The following is an 18,039-nucleotide window of genomic DNA, read 5'->3' on the forward strand; positions in this document are numbered from 1 at the left end:
CTGTAAGGAACTGACGGGGTTTGCCGCTGATCGTTCCCAAGCACGCTGAAGGAATTGCGCCTCGCACGCTCTGCATGGTGCGTCATACCGCGTGATATGCCGTCTGTAGGACGTTGGAAACTTTCACGCAAAAATCGCAGTCAGCCATACACGGGGGCCAGGCCCCCACTCTTTTTTTCACAGGAGCAATCATGGCTGCGATTCCCGACTGGGTGCCCGTTACGCCCAGCGTCGCCATCACTCGCTTCACGGTGCTGACGGTTAATATCCACAAGGGCTTCACGGCCCTGAATCGACGTTTCATCCTGCCCGAACTGCGTGAAGCAGTGCGCAGCGTGGGCGCCGACATGGTGTTCCTGCAAGAAATTCACGGCACCCATAAGCACCACCCGCAGCACTACAGCGACTGGCCGAACATGCCGCAGTACGAGTTTTTGGCCGATAGCATCTGGCCGCAATTCGCCTATGGGCGCAACGCGGTTTACCCACATGGCGACCACGGCAACGCGCTGCTGTCGAAATTTCAGATCATCCACCACGATAATCTCGACATCTCGCAAAGCGGCCATGAAAACCGTGGCCTGCTGCATTGCGTACTGCGCTTGCCGGGCAGCGGGCAAGAGGTGCACGCGATCTGCATGCACCTGGGCCTGCGCGAGGTGCATCGCCAGCAGCAATTGCGCTTGCTGGAGCAGCGCATCAGCGAGATACCAGCAGATGCACCGCTGATTGTTGCCGGTGATTTCAACGACTGGCGCCAAAAGGCCGACCTCAGCCAAAGCGGCCTTAAGGAAGTGTTCGTGCAGGCCCACGGCAAACCCGCGCGAACCTTCCCCGCGCGCCTGCCCTTGCTGCCGTTGGACCGCATTTATGTGCGCAACTTGAAGGCCCACAACCCCAGGGTGCTGACGACGCGGCCCTGGTCCCATCTGTCAGACCACGTGCCGCTGTCGGTGGAGATCGAACTATGAACATTGCGGTAGAGCACATCGCCACCGACCAGCCGCCGGATGACGCCAAGGCCCGCGACCTGGATTACGGCTGGCAGGCGGGCAACCGCATTGAGCTGCTGGAAAATGGCGAGGCGTACTTCCCGGCTGTGTTCGCGGCCATGCGCGAGGCGCGGCGGGAGATCCTGCTGGAGACCTTTATCTTGTTCGAAGACAAGGTTGGCCATGAGCTGCAAGGCATTCTGATCGAGGCGGCGCAACGCGGTGTCAAGGTTGTGGCCAGCCTCGACGGTTTTGGTTGTGGTGAGCTGTCGCCGTCGTTTCTCGGCGAGTTGGCGCAAGCCGGGGTGACGGTGCAAATGTTTGATCCGGCGTCGAAGACGCTCGGGTTTCGCACCAACTGGTTTCGCCGCCTGCACCGCAAGATAGTCGTCGTCGACGCCGAGGTGGCGTTTATCGGCGGGATCAATTTTTCTGCCGATCACCTGGGCGATTTCGGCCCCGAGGCCAAGCAGGATTACGCGGTGCAAGTGATCGGCCCGGCGGTGGCGGACCTGCACCACTTCGCCCTCGCACAAAGTGGCCGCCAAGTGCGCACGCGGCGTGGCTGGCGACGGCGCCAGCAACGCCCGTCGCCGTGGTCGACGGAGGGCGACAGCGGCCTGGTGCGCTTGATTTACCGCGACAACGTGCAACACCGCGATGACATTGAGGAGGCGTATATCCACGCCTTGAGCAAAGCCCAACGGCGCGCGGTGATTGCCAACGCTTACTTCTTCCCCGGCTACCGCCTGCTGCGCGAAATTCGCAATGCCGCGCGGCGTGGCGTGCACGTGCAACTGATCATGCAGGGCCAGCCCGACGTGCTGCTGGCCAAGCTGGCAGCGCGCATGCTGTATGACTATTTGCTCAAGGATGGCGTGGTGATTCACGAGTACTGCCAGCGCCCACTGCACGGCAAAGTCGCGCTGGTGGATGACGACTGGAGCACCGTGGGCTCAAGCAATCTCGACCCGCTGAGCCTGTCGCTGAACCTTGAAGCGAACGTGCTGATTCGTGACCGTGCATTCAATCAGGAACTCTATGAAAGCCTGGAACTACTCGCCAAAAACCATTGCCAGACCATGCCGGAAAACCGCAAACCGCGCTTATGGTTATGGCGCTTGACGGTCGGCTTTCTGGTGTTCCACGTCATGCGCCACTTCCCCGCGCTGACAGGCTGGTTACCCGCGCATAAACCGCGCTTGAAACCCTTCGAGAACTCGGCCAATGACCTCTGAAGCCAGCGGCTCACGGTTCACGCGTTGGAAGAAACCGCTGACCATCGCCTTCTTCCTGCTGCTGATCGTGCTGTTCACCCTGCTCGCGCGGCGCATCGACTGGAGCGAAGTGCTGCAGACGCTCGGCGACTTCAAGCTGCGCACCTTGCTGATCGCCGGCGCGCTGACGCTGTGCAGCTTTCTGGTGTACGCAAGCTTTGACCTGATCGGCCGCACCTACATTCGCCAACCGCTGCGCTGGAAGCAGATTTTGCCGGTGGGCATCATCAGCTATGCGTTCAACCTCAACCTGAGCGCGTGGGTCGGCGGCATCGCCATGCGTTATCGGCTGTATTCGCGGCTTGGCGTGAGCACCAGCAATATCGCCAAGATCCTCGGCCTGAGCCTGGCCACCAACTGGTTCGGCTATATGGCCTTGGCGGGCGTGGTGTTCAGCAGTGGGTTGGTGACCATGCCGCCGGGCTGGAAGGTCAGCAGCGGCGCCTTGCAAGGCATCGGCGCGTTGTTGGTGCTGGTCAGCCTTGGGTATCTGGCGGCCTGCCAGTTTTCGAAAAAACGCGCGTGGTCGATCAAGGGCATCGAGATCAACCTGCCGTCGCTGCGCATGGCGTGTTTGCAGTTAGCCATGGGCGCGTTGAACTGGTCGTTGATGGCAGCGGTGATTTTTACCCTGTTGCCGGCCAAGCTGGATTACCCGCTGGTGCTGGGCGTGTTGCTGATCAGCGCGATTGCTGGAGTGGTTACGCATATCCCGGCGGGCCTGGGCGTGCTGGAGGCGGTGTTTATTGCACTGTTGCAGCATGAGGCGTCACGCGGCAGCTTGTTGGCGGGCTTGATTGCGTACCGGGCGATTTATTTTATTTTGCCGCTGCTGATCGCGCTGGTGATGTACCTCGCCGTCGAGGCCAAGGCTAAAACGTTGCGGGTCAAAAAAACCCCCGCGTGAGCGCTTTAAGCTGGCGCGCCTGGCCTCGGCGCACGCTAATATTGACCCTGTCACCCATCACGAGGCAACACGTATGGCCAAGCAAGCGCTCATCCTGATCGATATTCAGAACGACTACTTTCCCCAAGGGAAGTGGCCGCTTGATGGCGTAGAAGCCGCGGCAGACAAGGCGGCGCAAATACTCAACGCCTTCCGTCAGGCCGGTGATGCAGTGATTCACGTGCGCCATGAGTTCACTGCCGAAGACGCGCCGTTCTTCACGCCAGCGTCCGCGGGCGCGCACTTGCATGCCAAGGTGCTGAACGAAGGCGACGAACCGGTGGTGCTTAAACATTTCGTGAACGCGTTTCGCGGCACCGAGCTGCGTGCGCTGCTGGAAAAACGCAGCATCACCGACGTGGTGGTGGTCGGCAGCATGAGCCACATGTGTATCGACGCCGTGGTTCGCGCCGCCGCAGATTTGGGCTACACGGTCACGGTGATCCACGACGCGTGCGCAACCTGCGATCAGCAATTCAATGGCGAAGTCATCCCGGCCGCGCAGGTGCACGGTGCTTACATGGCATCGCTGGGCTTTGGCTACGCGAGTGTGGTCTCGGCCGATGACTACCTGAAGGCGCAAGCGGCGGCCGCATAACCGCCACCTGATTGCCCGGTTCAGCGGGTCGCGATGATAAACAGCCGCGGGAAAGGCAGCAGCACGGTTCCGTCGGCCAAGGCCGGATAAGCCTGAGTAATCCGCGCCTGGTAATCCTCCAGGAATGCGGCCTTCTCGCTATTGGACAGCGGTGCAAGAAATGGCCGCAATGCCGAAGCCTTGAACCATTCCACCACCGCTGCAGGCCCCACCAACGGGTGCAGGTACGTAGTGCGCCACACATCAACCGTACTGCACTGCTTGCTCAGCAATTCGTAGTAGTAACTCGCGGTGTGCCGCTCATTGTGTTTAACCGCACCAATCTTTGCAGACCATGGGCCATCGGCAGCCACTTCACGCGCCAGCCGGTGGGCAGGTTCGTCAAGGTTGTCCGGGGTTTGCACCGCCAGCGTACCACCAGGCCTCAGTTGGTTAACCAGGTGCGGATAGAGCGTGGCGTGGTTGGGCAGCCATTGCAGGGACGCGTTGGCGAGGATCACATCGAATGTTTGCGCAGGCTTCCACGCACCAATGTCCGCCAGTTCGAAGTTCAGCGCCGGCAAGCGTTCACGCGCGTCGACCAGCATGTCATCGGAACTGTCGAGGCCGGTGATATGCGCCTGCGGGAAGCGCTCGGCCAACACTTCGGTGGAATTACCGGGGCCACAACCCAGGTCGACGGCAGTGCGCACGTCGGTATTCGCAATGGCCGCGACCAGATCACGCACCGGGCGTGTGCGCTGCTGCTCAAACATCGTGTACTGCTTGGCTGACCAGGTCATCACGGCTCTCCTTTGTTTTTTGAGGTTGGCGACAGCCTAAATCTTGTGAGGCATGAGTACAAATGCTGCACAGACCTGGTGCCGGCGCTTGGCCAGGCGAGGTGGACGCTTGACCGGGCGCAATAAAAAACCCCCGAGGCTTTCGCCTGCGGGGGTTTTGTTCGTTCCTGGGGCTTAGACCCTAGAACGGAATATCGTCATCAAAGCTGTCGAAATCCGGAGCCGGTTGCGGCGCGGCCTGCTGTGGCGCTGGGCGCGACTCACGCTGTGGCTGCTGGCTTGGCTGTTGGCTTGGTTGCGGACGCGACTGCTGTGGGCGCGGTGCCGAGTTGGACATGCCGCCCTGGCCCTGTTGGTCGCCCTGTGGACGGCCGCCCAGCAGTTGCATGGTGCCTTGCATGTCGACCACGATTTCAGTGGTGTAACGCTTGATACCGTCTTTTTCCCACTCGCGGGTTTGCAGTTTGCCTTCGATGTACACCTGCGAACCTTTGCGCAGGTATTCACCGGCGATCTCTGCCACCTTGCCGAACATCGACACGCGGTGCCATTCGGTTTTCTCGACCTTCTGGCCGGTTTGCTTGTCGGTCCACTGTTCGCTGGTCGCCAGACTCAGGTTGGTCACGGCGTTACCGTTAGGCAAGTAGCGAACTTCGGGATCCTGGCCGCATGTACCGACCAATATGACTTTGTTAACCCCACGGGCCATAACGTTCTCCTAAGCTGGGCGCGCTGTCGGCACTGGGTTGACCAGTTGCTCAAGCGTCGCGCGATCCAATAATTCGGTGTCCAATTTGATGTAGATGGCGGCTTCTTCAGCAATAACCACGGCATCCGTAACCCCTGCGACAGCCTTAAGGCGCTCAACCAGACCGACTTCGCGGATCGCTTCTGGCGATAACGGCAAACGCAGGCTCGTCACATAGGGAGGTTCGCGCATGGTAACAGCAAAGGTTAGCCAGAGGGCAGCCAGACCTGCGCATCCGAGGAACACAACTGACAAACCGCCATGCTGGAACATCCAGCCACCCATGATGCCGCCCAGTGCAGAGCCGAGGAACTGGCTGGTGGAATAAACCCCCATCGCCGTGCCCTTGCCACCGGCCGGTGAAACTTTGCTGATCAGCGAAGGCAACGACGCCTCCAGCAGGTTGAACGCGGTGAAAAACACCACCGTGCCCGTTACCAGTGCCCGCAGGCTGTCGCCGAACTTCCAGAAGAATAGCTCAGTGAGCATCAGCGTCGCGACGGCGCCGAGTAAAACTCGTTTCATTTTGCGTTTCTTCTCGCCGTAGATGATGAACGGGATCATGGCGAAGAACGAAATCAGCAGTGCCGTGAGGTACACCCACCAGTGCTGTTCCTTGGGCAGGCCGGCTTTTTCGACCAGTGCCAGGGGCAGTGCGACGAAGCTGCACATCAGCATCGCGTGCAACACGAAGATACCTAAATCCAGGCGCAGCAGGTCTGGATGCTTGAGCGTCGGCAATAGCGCCTTGCGCGCAACGCCCGATTCACGGTGCTGCAAGGTGCCGGTGGAATGCGGGACCATAAAGGCCACGATCACGATACCGAACAACGCCATCCCGCCGGTGGCGAGGAACAACCCGTGCAAACCAAAGGCGCGCGTCAGCAAGGGGCCGACCACCATCGCCACGGCGAATGACAGCCCGATGGTCATGCCGATCATGGCCATGGCCTTGGTGCGGTGTTGTTCGCGGGTTAAATCCGAGAGCAGCGCCATGACCGCAGCGGAAATCGCCCCGGCACCTTGCAGGATGCGCCCGGCAATCACGCCCCAGATCGAGTCGGACTGGGCCGCGAGCACACTGCCGAGTGCGAACACGATCAGCCCGAGGTAAATCACCGGGCGGCGGCCAATGCGGTCGGAAATGATCCCGAACGGAATTTGAAAAATCGCCTGGGTCAGGCCATAGGCGCCAATCGCCAGGCCGATCAGGGCGGGGGTTGCGCCTGCGAGATCCATCCCATAGGTCGCCAGCACCGGCAACACCATAAACATGCCCAGCATACGGAAGGCGAACACCAGGGCCAGACCGCTTGCCGCTCGGGTCTCGCCGCTACTCATGCGTTCGCTGTGGGGATCGTGCATGGAAAAACCTCGTGTGAACCGCCGGCGATTCTACCAGTCCCATCGATTGAGAGGGTATATGCGGCGCTTTGCCGCGCAGCTTTCATGTAAGGCTGCACCCGGCACTTTGACAGTGTATATTCATCCAGTCTTTAGCCGTATACTCCGGCATTATTTACGCCCGCCGTGCGAGGCCATCTTGGACAAGATCCTGATTCGTGGGGCTAGAACCCACAACCTGAAGAACATCGACCTGACCCTGCCTCGGGACAAACTGATCGTCATCACCGGTTTGTCCGGGTCCGGCAAATCATCGCTGGCGTTTGACACGCTGTATGCCGAAGGCCAGCGTCGTTACGTGGAATCGCTGTCGGCCTACGCCCGGCAATTCCTGTCGATGATGGAAAAGCCCGACGTTGACACCATTGAAGGGCTGTCGCCTGCGATTTCCATCGAGCAGAAGTCGACCTCCCACAACCCGCGTTCGACCGTGGGCACCATTACCGAAATCTATGACTACCTGCGTCTGCTGTACGCGCGGGTGGGTATTCCGCGCTGCCCGGATCACGATATTCCGCTGGAAGCCCAGACCGTCAGCCAAATGGTTGACCTGGTGCTGGCCCAGCCCGAAGGCGCCAAGCTGATGCTGCTGGCGCCGGTGATTCGTGAGCGCAAGGGTGAACACCTTTCGGTTTTCGAAGAGCTGCGTGCGCAGGGTTTTGTGCGTGCACGCATCAACGGCAAGCTGTATGAGCTGGATGAAGCGCCGAAGCTCGACAAGCAAAAGAAGCACTCGATTGATGTCGTGGTCGACCGCTTCAAAGTGCGCGCCGACTTGCAGCAGCGTTTGGCGGAGTCCTTCGAAACCGCATTGAAGCTGGCGGACGGCATTGCCCTGGTCGCGCCGATGGACGACGAGCCGGGCGAAGAGATCATCTTCTCGGCGCGCTTCGCGTGCCCCATCTGTGGCCACGCGATCAGCGAGCTGGAGCCCAAGCTGTTTTCCTTCAACAACCCGGCGGGCGCCTGCCCGACGTGTGATGGCCTTGGGGTGAAGCAGTTCTTTGACATCAAGCGCCTGGTCAACGGCGACCTGACCCTGGCGGAGGGCGCGATACGCGGCTGGGACAGGCGTAACGTCTACTACTTCCAGATGCTCGGGTCATTAGCGTCCCACTACAAATTCAGCCTGGAAGTGCCGTTTAACCAACTGCCGGCAGACCAGCAAAAAGTCATTCTGCACGGCAGCGGCTCGCAGAACGTCGACTTCAAGTACTTGAACGACCGCGGTGACATCGTTAAACGCTCGCACCCGTTCGAAGGTATCGTGCCGAACCTGGAGCGTCGCTACCGCGAAACCGAGTCGGCAAGTGTGCGCGAAGAGTTGGCAAAATTCCTCAGCACTCAGCCTTGCCCGGATTGCCGGGGCACTCGCCTGCGCCGCGAAGCGCGGCACGTGTGGGTGGGCGAAAAGACGCTGCCTGCGGTGACCAGCCTGCCGATCGGTGATGCCTGTGAATACTTCGGCGTGCTCAAGCTGACCGGGCGTCGCGGGGAAATTGCCGACAAGATCCTCAAGGAGATCCGTGAGCGCCTGCAGTTCCTGGTTAACGTGGGCCTGGATTACCTGTCACTTGATCGCAGCGCCGATACGCTATCGGGCGGTGAAGCCCAGCGGATTCGTTTGGCAAGCCAGATTGGCGCAGGCCTCGTGGGCGTGCTGTACATCCTCGACGAACCATCGATTGGTTTGCACCAGCGCGACAATGATCGCCTGCTGGGAACGCTGAAGCACCTGCGGGACATCGGTAATACGGTGATCGTGGTCGAACACGACGAAGATGCGATTCGCCTGGCGGATTACGTGGTCGATATTGGCCCCGGTGCGGGTGTGCATGGCGGGCATATTGTTGCGCAAGGTACGCCGGCCGAGGTGATGGCTCATCCTGACTCGCTAACGGGCAAGTACTTGTCGGGCCGCGTGAAAATTGAAGTCCCGGCCAAACGTACGCCGCGTAACAAAAAGGCGGCGTTGCACCTCAAGGGCGCGCGCGGCAACAACTTGCGCAATGTCGACCTGGAAATTCCTCTGGGCCTGCTGACTTGTGTGACGGGCGTGTCCGGGTCAGGCAAATCGACGCTGATCAACAACACGTTGTTCCCGTTGAGTGCGACCGCCCTTAATGGCGCGACTACCCTGGAAGCAGCTGCACACGACAGCATTAAAGGCCTCGACCTTTTGGACAAAGTGGTCGACATCGACCAAAGCCCGATTGGCCGCACGCCGCGCTCCAACCCTGCCACCTACACCGGGCTGTTTACGCCGATTCGTGAGCTGTTCGCCGGGGTTCCCGAATCCCGCTCACGCGGCTACGGGCCTGGGCGGTTCTCGTTCAACGTCAAGGGCGGGCGCTGCGAAGCGTGCCAAGGCGATGGCTTGATCAAGGTGGAGATGCACTTTCTGCCGGACATCTACGTGCCGTGCGACGTGTGCAAGAGCAAACGCTACAACCGCGAAACCCTTGAGATCAAATACAAGGGCAAGAACATCCACGAAACCCTGGAGATGACCATCGAGGAAGCGCGGGTGTTCTTCGACGCGGTTCCAGCGTTGGCGCGCAAGCTGCAAACATTGATGGATGTGGGCCTGTCGTATATCAAGCTGGGCCAATCGGCGACCACGCTGTCGGGTGGTGAAGCGCAGCGGGTCAAGCTGTCCCGCGAGCTGTCCAAGCGAGATACCGGCAAGACCTTGTACATCCTTGATGAGCCGACTACCGGCCTGCACTTCGCCGATATTCAGCAACTGCTGGATGTGCTGCACCGCCTGCGGGACCATGGCAATACCGTGGTAGTGATCGAGCACAACCTTGATGTGATCAAGACTGCCGACTGGCTGGTCGACCTGGGCCCGGAAGGTGGTTCCAAGGGCGGCCAGATCATCGCGGTAGGTACGCCGGAGCAGGTCTCCGAAATGCCGCAATCACACACGGGTTATTACTTGAAACCGTTACTGGCACGCGACAAAGCTTGATTTATCGGGCTCATGAAAAAGCCCCTGTCACTTTGCGGTGACAGGGGCTTTTTTGTAGCCGGAAATCAGAACTGCGATTGCAGGTAATTCTCCAGACCAACCAGCTTGATCAGGCCCAACTGCTTTTCCAGCCAGTACGTGTGATCTTCTTCGGTGTCATTCAACTGCACGCGGAGAATTTCGCGAGTGACATAGTCGCTGTGCTGCTCGCAGAGCTCGATGCCCTTGCAGAGCGCAGCGCGAACCTTGTACTCAAGGCGAAGGTCGGCTGCGAGCATGTCAGGTACCGTGGTGCCCACATCCAGGTCGTCGGGACGCATGCGTGGCGTGCCTTCGAGCATCAGGATACGGCGCATCAGTGCGTCGGCGTGCTGTGCCTCTTCTTCCATTTCGTGGTTGATACGTTCGTAGAGCTCGGTAAAGCCCCAGTCTTCGTACATACGCGAATGGATGAAATATTGGTCACGAGCTGCCAGTTCGCCCGTCAGCAACGTGTTGAGGTAATCGATTACGTCGGGGTGACCTTGCATCGCCCTACATCTCCCTACTTGAAAGGCTGTAGTTTGAACCATGATGACCTGCAGGTCACGAGACAAACGGCAGAAAAGTGAAGATTTACCGCGAAAAGTAGCTGAAATAACGCAAAAACCGCCCAAATGAGGGCGGTTCTGCTTCTCGTTTAGAGTCAGTTCATCGTTACACCCAGCGCGTCTGCAACACCTTGTGCGTAAGCAGGGTCGGCTTTGAAAAAATGCTGGAGCTGGAGCTGGACCACATTGCTGCTAACGCCCGCCATCGAGCCGGCGATGTTGTTGATCAGCAGCGCCTTCTGAGCATCGGTCTGCAGGCGGAACAACGCGCCGGCGTGGCTATAGTAGTCAGTGTCTTCACGCTGATCGTAACGATCTGCCGCGCCCCGAAGCGCCAAAGGCGGCTCAGCATACTGTGGCGCTTGTTGCGGCGTACCCACGGCACTGTTGGGTTCATAGTTGGGAGACGCACCACCATTGAAACCGAACGCCATCGAGCCGTCACGCTGGTAGTGATTGGCCGGTTGTAATGGCGCGTTGATTGGCAACTGCTGGTGATTGGTGCCCACACGATAGCGGTGGGCATCCGCGTAAGCGAATACGCGACCTTGAAGCATACGGTCAGGCGACAGGCCGACACCAGGGACCATGTTGCTCGGGCCAAAAGTAGCTTGCTCGACCTCGGCAAAGTAGTTGAGCGGGTTACGGTTCAGCTCCAGCTCGCCGATCTCGATCAACGGAAACTCTGACTGCGACCAGGTCTTGGTCACGTCGAACGGGTTTTCGTAGTGAGCCGCAGCCTGAGCTTCGGTCATGACCTGAATATTGACGCTCCACTTGGGAAAGTCACCGCTTTCAATCGCGGTGAACAGGTCGCGTTGAGCGTAATCAGGATCGGTGCCGGCAAGACGGGTTGCCTCTTCAGGCGTCAGGTTCTTGATACCTTGCTTGGTTTTGTAATGCCATTTCACCCAGTGCCGCTCGCCTCGGGCGTTGATCAGGCTATAGGTATGGCTGCCGAAGCCGTGCATATGGCGGAAGCCGTCCGGCGTGCCACGGTCCGAGAACAAAATGGTTACTTGGTGCAATGACTCTGGCGACAGCGACCAGAAGTCCCAGATCGCCTGAGCGCTTTTAAGGTTCGTTTGTGGCAGGCGCTTCTGGGTGTGAATAAAGTCCGGAAACTTCAGCGGATCGCGGATGAAGAACACTGGCGTGTTGTTGCCAACAATGTCCCAGTTGCCTTCCTCGGTGTAGAACTTCAGTGCAAAACCACGCGGGTCACGCGCAGTGTCCGCTGAGCCGCGCTCACCACCCACAGTGGAGAATCGCAGGAAGGTCGCGGTTTTCTTGCCAATGGACTCGAACAGCTTGGCGCTGGAGTACTCGGTAATGTCGCGGGTAACAGTGAATGTGCCGTGGGCACCTGAACCTTTGGCGTGCACGCGACGCTCCGGAATGTTTTCCCGATTGAAGTGCGCAAGCTTTTCGAGCAGATGAAAGTCATCAAGCAGCAATGGACCGCGAGGGCCGGCGGTACGCGAATTCTGATTATCGGCAACAGGTGCGCCGCTGGCGGTGGTAAGGATTGTGCTCATGTTCAAACTTCCTCAGGTGAATCATAAAACTGCCGGCTAATCGGCTGGAGGGAGTATTGACCATCAAGATGGCACCATCAAATGCATTGATTCATGGACTTTGATAGAAAATAACTAATTTGCCACTCACGCACTCAGCTGTTGGTTTAATAAGAATGAGCAGTGGCGTATGGAATATAGACGGCTTTCCTTACGCCCACAAAAAACCGGACACTAGGTCCGGTTCTTCGTTACAGACTGTCGTTTTACTCGGCGCTTACAGCTTCGCCGGCAGTAGCACGATCAACCAACTCGACGTACGCCATAGGCGCGTTGTCGCCAGTGCGGAAACCGCACTTGAGGATGCGCAGGTAGCCACCCTCACGGGTAGCATAACGCTTGCCCAGGTCGTTGAAGAGCTTACCAACGATAGCTTTCGAGCGAGTACGGTCGAAAGCCAGACGGCGGTTAGCCAGGCTGTCTGTCTTGGCCAAAGTGATCAGCGGCTCAGCAACGCGACGCAGTTCTTTAGCTTTCGGCAGTGTAGTTTTGATCAGCTCGTGCTCGAACAGCGACACCGCCATGTTTTGAAACATGGCCTTGCGGTGCGAGCTGGTACGGCTCAGGTGACGACCACTTTTACGATGACGCATGGTTCATTCCTTACCAAACTCACGTTCGGTGATTACGACGATCAGGCAGTCGCCTTGTCGTCCTTCTTAAGACTTGCAGGCGGCCAGTTGTCGAGGCGCATGCCGAGGGACAGACCGCGGGAGGCCAGAACGTCCTTGATTTCAGTCAAGGATTTCTTGCCCAGGTTCGGAGTCTTCAACAGTTCTACTTCGGTACGCTGAATCAGGTCGCCGATGTAGTAAATGTTTTCCGCCTTAAGGCAGTTAGCCGAACGTACAGTCAGTTCCAGATCGTCAACCGGGCGAAGCAGGATCGGATCGATCTCGTCTTCCTGCTCGATTACCACTGGTTCGCTGTCACCTTTGAGGTCGACGAACGCAGCCAACTGCTGTTGCAGAATGGTTGCAGCGCGGCGGATAGCCTCTTCAGGATCCAGAGTACCGTTGGTTTCCAGATCAATAACCAGCTTGTCCAGGTTAGTACGCTGCTCGACACGGGCGTTTTCCACCACGTATGCGATACGGCGAACCGGGCTGAACGAAGAGTCAAGCTGCAAGCGACCAATGCTGCGGCTTTCGTCTTCATCGCTCTGACGCGAGTCGGCCGGTTCATAACCACGACCACGAGCTACGGTGAGCTTCATGTTCAGGGCGCCGTTAGACGCCAGGTTAGCGATTACGTGATCGGGGTTAACGATCTCGACATCATGATCCAGCTGAATATCGGCAGCGGTAACCACCCCCGAACCCTTCTTCGACAAGGTCAGCGTAACTTCGTCACGGCCGTGTAGCTTGATAGCCAGACCTTTAAGGTTCAACAGGATTTCAATTACGTCTTCCTGTACACCTTCGATGGCGCTGTACTCGTGGAGCACACCGTCAATCTCGGCCTCGACTACTGCACAGCCGGGCATTGAGGACAACAGGATGCGGCGCAGCGCGTTGCCCAGGGTGTGGCCAAAACCACGCTCGAGAGGCTCGAGAGTGATCTTGGCGCGGGTTGGACTGACAACCTGCACATCAATGTGGCGGGGTGTCAGGAACTCATTTACCGAAATCTGCATGGATGCACCTATTTTCTAGCCCTTACTTGGAGTAGAGCTCGACAATCAGGCTTTCGTTGATGTCGGCGGACAGATCACTGCGAGCAGGAACGTTCTTGAAAACGCCCGACTTCTTCTCAGTGTCTACTTCTACCCATTCTACGCGGCCACGTTGGGCACACAGATCGAGAGCTTGGACAATGCGAAGTTGGTTTTTTGCTTTCTCGCGAATCGCGACCACGTCACCAGCACGAACCTGGTAAGACGGTACGTTAACGGTTTGGCCGTTTACGCTGACGGACTTGTGCGATACCAGCTGACGGGATTCGGCACGAGTCGAACCAAAGCCCATACGGTATACAACGTTGTCCAGACGGCATTCGAGAAGTTGCAGCAGGTTTTCACCGGTTGCACCTTTCTTGCCAGCAGCTTCTTTGTAGTAGCCGCTGAACTGACGCTCGAGAACGCCGTAAATACGACGGACCTTCTGCTTTTCACGCAGTTGGGTGCCGTAATCGGACTGGCGACCGCGGCGTTGGCCGTGGATACCAGGTGCTGCTTCAATGTTGCACTTCGATTCGATCGCGCGCACGCCGCTCTTCAGGAAGAGATCGGTGCCTTCGCGACGAGCGAGTTTGCATTTTGGACCAATGTAACGAGCCATTCTTTACAATCTCCTGGATTACACGCGGCGCTTCTTCGGCGGACGGCACCCGTTGTGCGGGATTGGCGTCACGTCGGTGATGCTGGCGATCTTATAGCCACAGCCGTTCAAAGCACGGACAGCAGACTCACGACCTGGACCTGGACCTTTGACATTGACGTCGAGGTTTTTCAGGCCGTATTCCAGCGCAGCTTGACCAGCACGTTCAGCAGCTACTTGAGCAGCAAACGGGGTGGACTTGCGGGAACCGCGGAAACCCGAACCACCAGAGGTAGCCCAAGACAGCGCGTTACCTTGACGGTCGGTGATGGTCACGATTGTGTTGTTAAAAGAAGCATGGATGTGGGCGATGCCATCAACCACTGTCTTTTTAACTTTTTTACGAGGACGAGCAGCAGGTTTTGCCATGATTAATTTCCTGTCGATTCGCGTGGGCGATTACTTGCGGATCGGCTTACGCGGACCTTTACGGGTACGCGCGTTAGTCTTGGTACGCTGACCGCGCACTGGAAGACCACGACGATGACGCAGACCACGGTAGCAACCGAGGTCCATCAAACGCTTGATTTTCATGTTGATTTCGCGGCGCAGGTCACCTTCAGTGGTGAACTTCGCCACTTCGCCACGCAACAGCTCAATCTGCTCGTCGCTCAGATCTTTAATCTTTGCGGCTGGGTTTACCCCAGTATCTGCGCAAATTTTCTGCGCAGTAGTGCGACCAACACCATAGATGTAGGTCAGCGAGATAACAGTGTGCTTGTTATCTGGAATGTTAACGCCTGCAATACGGGCCATTCAGTGGGACTCCAATTGACAGCTACCTACGCCCCGGAAGCCAAGAAATAGGGCGCGAGATAATATCGCTGTAATAACAAATAATCAACCCGGCAGCGCACTAGCTGCCGGGCTTCAAGCGGATCACACTCAGCCTTGGCGCTGTTTGTGACGCGGTTCCGCGCTGCAAATTACTCGAACAACACCTTCGCGGCGAATAATTTTGCAGTTACGGCACAGCTTTTTCACCGATGCACGAACTTTCATCACCAACTCCTCGAACCTTATGGGTACTCAGCGCAACATGCCGCTGCCGTAACCCTTCAGGTTGGCTTTCTTCATCAGGGATTCGTACTGGTGCGAAACGAGGTGCGATTGTACTTGGGACATGAAGTCCATCACAACCACGACCACGATCAGCAACGAGGTCCCGCCAAGGTAGAACGGAACGTTTGCTGCAACCACCAGGAACTGGGGAAGCAAGCACACGGCCGTCATATATAGAGCACCGAACAGGGTCAAACGAGTCAGAACGCCATCAATGTAGCGTGCCGACTGCTCACCCGGACGGATACCCGGAATAAAGGCACCGGACTTCTTCAGGTTTTCCGCTACGTCTTTCGGATTGAACATCAACGCCGTATAGAAGAAGCAGAAGAAAATAATCCCTGCACTAAACAGCAGAATATTCAACGGCTGACCAGGAGCGATCGACTGAGAGAGGTCCTGCAGCCAGCCCATATTTTCAGACTGACCAAACCAGGTACCCAACGAAGCCGGAAACAGCAAAATGCTGCTCGCGAAAATTGCCGGAATAACACCGGCCATATTCACTTTCAGCGGCAAGTGGCTGGTCTGCGCAGCGAAGACCTTACGGCCCTGCTGACGCTTGGCGTAGTGAACAGCAATACGACGCTGGCCACGCTCAATGAACACCACAAAACCGATAATCGCTACTGCCAGCAAACCGATAGCAACCAAGGCGAAGATGTTGATATCACCCTGACGTGCAGACTCGAAAGACTGCCCGATTGCTCTCGGAAGACCGGCGACGATACCTGCGAAAATCAACATCGAGATACCGTTACCAACACCACGTTCAGTAATCTGCTCACCCAGCCACATCATGAACATCGCGCCAGCCACAAACGTGGATACCGCAACGAAATAGAAGCCAAAGTCAGCAGTGAACGCTATCCCCTGCCCGGCCAAGCCAACGGACATGCCGATAGCTTGAACCAGAGCGAGGATGACGGTGCCGTAGCGGGTGTACTGGCTAATCTTGCGACGGCCAGCTTCACCTTCCTTCTTCAACTGCTCCAGCTGCGGGCTGACGGCGGTCATCAGTTGCATGATGATCGATGCCGAAATGTACGGCATGATCCCCAGTGCAAAGATGCTCATCCGTTCCAGCGCGCCGCCGGAAAACATGTTGAACAAGCTAAGAATGGTCCCCTCATTCTGTCGAAACAGGTCTGCGAGTCGGTCCGGGTTGATACCTGGAACCGGGATGTGTGCGCCTATTCGGTAGACGATAATCGCCAGGAACAGAAAACGCAGACGAGCCCAAAGTTCAGACATACCGCCTTTGCCGAGCGCTGAGAGAGCACCTTGCTTAGCCATTTATTCCTCGAACTTGCCGCCAGCTGCTTCGATAGCCGAACGCGCACCTTTGGTGGCGCCGATTCCCTTGCCGATAGTGACAGCGCGAGTCACTTCACCGGACAGCATGATTTTCACACGCTGTACGTTGACGTTGATCACGTTGGCATCTTTCAGGGTCTGCACAGTAACGATGTCGCCTTCCACTTTAGCCAGCTCGGACAGACGCACTTCTGCGCGGTCCATGGCTTTCAGGGATACGAAACCGAACTTAGGCAGGCGACGATGCAGCGGCTGTTGACCGCCTTCAAAGCCTGGAGCAATGGTGCCACCGGAGCGGGAGGTTTGACCTTTGTGGCCACGGCCACCAGTCTTACCCAAACCGCTACCGATACCACGGCCCGGACGATGCTTTTCGCGACGGGAACCCGGCGCTGGACTCAGATCATTGAGTTTCATCGATTAACCCTCGACACGCAGCATGTAGTAAGCCTTGTTGATCATCCCGCGATTCTCGGGAGTATCCTGGACTTCTACAGTGTGACCGATGCGACGCAGACCCAAACCCTTAACGCACAATTTGTGGTTAGGGATGCGACCGGTCATGCTTTTGATCAGCGTTACTTTAACGGTAGCCATGATCAGAAGATCTCCTTGACAGTCAAGCCGCGCTTGGCAGCAATGGACTCAGGAGATTGCATAGCTTTCAAACCTTTGAAAGTGGCGTGAACCACGTTTACCGGGTTAGTCGAGCCGTAGCACTTGGCCAGAACGTTCTGAACGCCAGCAACTTCGAGGACAGCACGCATAGCGCCGCCAGCGATGATACCGGTACCTTCAGAAGCAGGCTGCATGTACACCTTCGAAGCGCCATGGGCGGACTTCATTGCGTACTGCAGCGTGGTGCCGTTCAGATCAACTTGGATCATGTTGCGACGAGCAGCTTCCATTGCCTTCTGGATCGCGGCAGGCACTTCACGTGACTTGCCACGGCCGAAGCCAACACGCCCTTTACCATCACCCACCACGGTCAACGCGGTGAAAGTGAAGATACGGCCGCCTTTAACGGTTTTGGCTACGCGGTTAACTTGAACCAGCTTCTCAATGTAGCCTTCGTCGCGCTTTTGGTCGTTATTTGACATAACTTAGAACTCCAGCCCAGCTTCACGAGCAGCATCAGCCAGCGCTTTAACGCGGCCGTGGTACTTGAAGCCAGAGCGGTCGAAAGCCACTTGCGAGACGCCGGCGGCCTTAGCACGCGTAGCGACCAGCTGGCCAACCTTAGTGGCCGCGTCGATGTTGCCAGTGGCACCATCACGCAGTTCTTTATCCAAAGTCGAGGCGCTTGCCAGGACTTTGTTGCCGTCGGCCGAGATGACCTGGGCGTAGATGTGCTGCGACGAGCGATACACGCAGAGACGCACGACTTCGAGTTCGTGCATTTTCAGGCGTGCTTTGCGAGCGCGACGCAGTCGAGTAACTTTTTTGTCGGTCAT

At 57.6% G+C, this 18,039-nt stretch carries 21 protein-coding genes; 5 read left to right on the forward strand and 16 right to left on the reverse strand.

The window, feature by feature from the left end; genetic code table 11:
* Window positions 1-191 precede the first annotated feature (191 nt).
* From AO240_RS03005 to AO240_RS03020, 4 genes are all read left to right on the forward strand, one after another.
* A complete protein-coding gene (locus AO240_RS03005) occupies window positions 192-971 on the forward strand; it encodes an endonuclease/exonuclease/phosphatase family protein (RefSeq protein WP_099235119.1) in 780 nt (259 codons plus the stop codon).
* Window positions 968-2,230 carry a cardiolipin synthase ClsB gene (gene clsB / locus AO240_RS03010; RefSeq protein WP_099235120.1) on the forward strand — a complete coding sequence of 421 codons (1,263 nt, stop codon included), beginning with the start codon at window positions 968-970 and terminating at the stop codon, window positions 2,228-2,230. The genes AO240_RS03005 and clsB overlap by 4 nt, the downstream gene beginning before the upstream one ends.
* Entirely contained in the window at window positions 2,220-3,176 is a 957-nt protein-coding gene (locus AO240_RS03015) for a lysylphosphatidylglycerol synthase domain-containing protein (protein WP_099235121.1), read from the forward strand. Before clsB ends, AO240_RS03015 begins: the two co-directional genes overlap by 11 nt.
* Window positions 3,177-3,249: 73 nt before the next feature.
* On the forward strand, window positions 3,250-3,813 hold the full coding sequence (locus AO240_RS03020; protein WP_099235122.1) for a cysteine hydrolase family protein: 564 nt from the start codon (window positions 3,250-3,252) through the stop codon (window positions 3,811-3,813).
* 20 nt (window positions 3,814-3,833) lie between these two features.
* Here the strand turns inward: AO240_RS03020 and tam are convergent, their stop codons facing one another.
* The 3 genes from tam to AO240_RS03035 all read right to left on the reverse strand — a co-directional run bounded on the left by tam (window position 3,834) and on the right by AO240_RS03035 (window position 6,708).
* Window positions 3,834-4,595 carry a trans-aconitate 2-methyltransferase gene (gene tam / locus AO240_RS03025; RefSeq protein ID WP_099235123.1) on the reverse strand — a complete coding sequence of 254 codons (762 nt, stop codon included), beginning with the start codon at window positions 4,593-4,595 and terminating at the stop codon, window positions 3,834-3,836.
* Window positions 4,596-4,776: 181 nt separating this feature from the next.
* Complete coding sequence (locus AO240_RS03030; protein WP_099235124.1) at window positions 4,777-5,304, reverse strand: single-stranded DNA-binding protein; 528 nt, start codon at window positions 5,302-5,304, stop codon at window positions 4,777-4,779.
* 9 nt (window positions 5,305-5,313) lie between these two features.
* Window positions 5,314-6,708 (reverse strand): MFS transporter, encoded by a 1,395-nt coding sequence (locus AO240_RS03035; protein WP_099235125.1) that lies wholly within the window; start codon window positions 6,706-6,708, stop codon window positions 5,314-5,316.
* Window positions 6,709-6,886: 178 nt separating this feature from the next.
* Between AO240_RS03035 and uvrA the strand changes: the two genes are divergently transcribed.
* Window positions 6,887-9,721 carry an excinuclease ABC subunit UvrA gene (gene uvrA, locus AO240_RS03040; protein WP_058414074.1) on the forward strand — a complete coding sequence of 945 codons (2,835 nt, stop codon included), beginning with the start codon at window positions 6,887-6,889 and terminating at the stop codon, window positions 9,719-9,721.
* 65 nt (window positions 9,722-9,786) lie between these two features.
* Here the strand turns inward: uvrA and bfr are convergent, their stop codons facing one another.
* The 13 genes from bfr to rplR all read right to left on the reverse strand — a co-directional run bounded on the left by bfr (window position 9,787) and on the right by rplR (window position 18,039).
* The gene (bfr, locus tag AO240_RS03045) at window positions 9,787-10,251 is read right to left on the reverse strand and encodes a bacterioferritin (protein WP_053258271.1); all 465 of its coding nucleotides are present in this window, start codon (window positions 10,249-10,251) and stop codon (window positions 9,787-9,789) included.
* A gap of 155 nt (window positions 10,252-10,406) precedes the next feature.
* A complete protein-coding gene (locus AO240_RS03050; RefSeq protein ID WP_371918585.1) occupies window positions 10,407-11,849 on the reverse strand; it encodes a catalase in 1,443 nt (480 codons plus the stop codon).
* A 245-nt stretch (window positions 11,850-12,094) separates the two neighbouring features.
* A complete protein-coding gene (rplQ, locus tag AO240_RS03055; RefSeq protein WP_007918448.1) occupies window positions 12,095-12,481 on the reverse strand; it encodes a 50S ribosomal protein L17 in 387 nt (128 codons plus the stop codon).
* Window positions 12,482-12,522: 41 nt separating this feature from the next.
* Window positions 12,523-13,524, reverse strand: coding sequence for a DNA-directed RNA polymerase subunit alpha (rpoA, locus tag AO240_RS03060; RefSeq protein ID WP_003176403.1), 1,002 nt, complete (start codon window positions 13,522-13,524; stop codon window positions 12,523-12,525).
* Window positions 13,525-13,546: 22 nt separating this feature from the next.
* Window positions 13,547-14,167, reverse strand: coding sequence for a 30S ribosomal protein S4 (gene rpsD / locus AO240_RS03065; protein ID WP_003210056.1), 621 nt, complete (start codon window positions 14,165-14,167; stop codon window positions 13,547-13,549).
* 18 nt (window positions 14,168-14,185) lie between these two features.
* Window positions 14,186-14,575 carry a 30S ribosomal protein S11 gene (gene rpsK, locus AO240_RS03070; protein ID WP_002555466.1) on the reverse strand — a complete coding sequence of 130 codons (390 nt, stop codon included), beginning with the start codon at window positions 14,573-14,575 and terminating at the stop codon, window positions 14,186-14,188.
* 30 nt (window positions 14,576-14,605) lie between these two features.
* On the reverse strand, window positions 14,606-14,962 hold the full coding sequence (gene rpsM / locus AO240_RS03075) for a 30S ribosomal protein S13 (RefSeq protein WP_003210063.1): 357 nt from the start codon (window positions 14,960-14,962) through the stop codon (window positions 14,606-14,608).
* A 129-nt stretch (window positions 14,963-15,091) separates the two neighbouring features.
* Complete coding sequence (gene rpmJ, locus AO240_RS03080) at window positions 15,092-15,208, reverse strand: 50S ribosomal protein L36 (protein ID WP_002555468.1); 117 nt, start codon at window positions 15,206-15,208, stop codon at window positions 15,092-15,094.
* Window positions 15,209-15,235: 27 nt separating this feature from the next.
* On the reverse strand, window positions 15,236-16,564 hold the full coding sequence (secY, locus tag AO240_RS03085; protein ID WP_058414072.1) for a preprotein translocase subunit SecY: 1,329 nt from the start codon (window positions 16,562-16,564) through the stop codon (window positions 15,236-15,238).
* On the reverse strand, window positions 16,565-17,002 hold the full coding sequence (gene rplO / locus AO240_RS03090; RefSeq protein WP_003176407.1) for a 50S ribosomal protein L15: 438 nt from the start codon (window positions 17,000-17,002) through the stop codon (window positions 16,565-16,567).
* A gap of 3 nt (window positions 17,003-17,005) precedes the next feature.
* Window positions 17,006-17,182 (reverse strand): 50S ribosomal protein L30, encoded by a 177-nt coding sequence (gene rpmD / locus AO240_RS03095; protein WP_003176408.1) that lies wholly within the window; start codon window positions 17,180-17,182, stop codon window positions 17,006-17,008.
* 2 nt (window positions 17,183-17,184) lie between these two features.
* Window positions 17,185-17,685, reverse strand: coding sequence for a 30S ribosomal protein S5 (gene rpsE, locus AO240_RS03100; protein ID WP_003176409.1), 501 nt, complete (start codon window positions 17,683-17,685; stop codon window positions 17,185-17,187).
* Window positions 17,686-17,688: 3 nt separating this feature from the next.
* The gene (rplR, locus tag AO240_RS03105) at window positions 17,689-18,039 is read right to left on the reverse strand and encodes a 50S ribosomal protein L18 (RefSeq protein ID WP_015886135.1); all 351 of its coding nucleotides are present in this window, start codon (window positions 18,037-18,039) and stop codon (window positions 17,689-17,691) included.

It is taken from the genome of Pseudomonas sp. ICMP 460, from assembly GCF_002723595.1.
In the GTDB taxonomy this organism is placed as follows: domain Bacteria; phylum Pseudomonadota; class Gammaproteobacteria; order Pseudomonadales; family Pseudomonadaceae; genus Aquipseudomonas; species Aquipseudomonas kitaguniensis.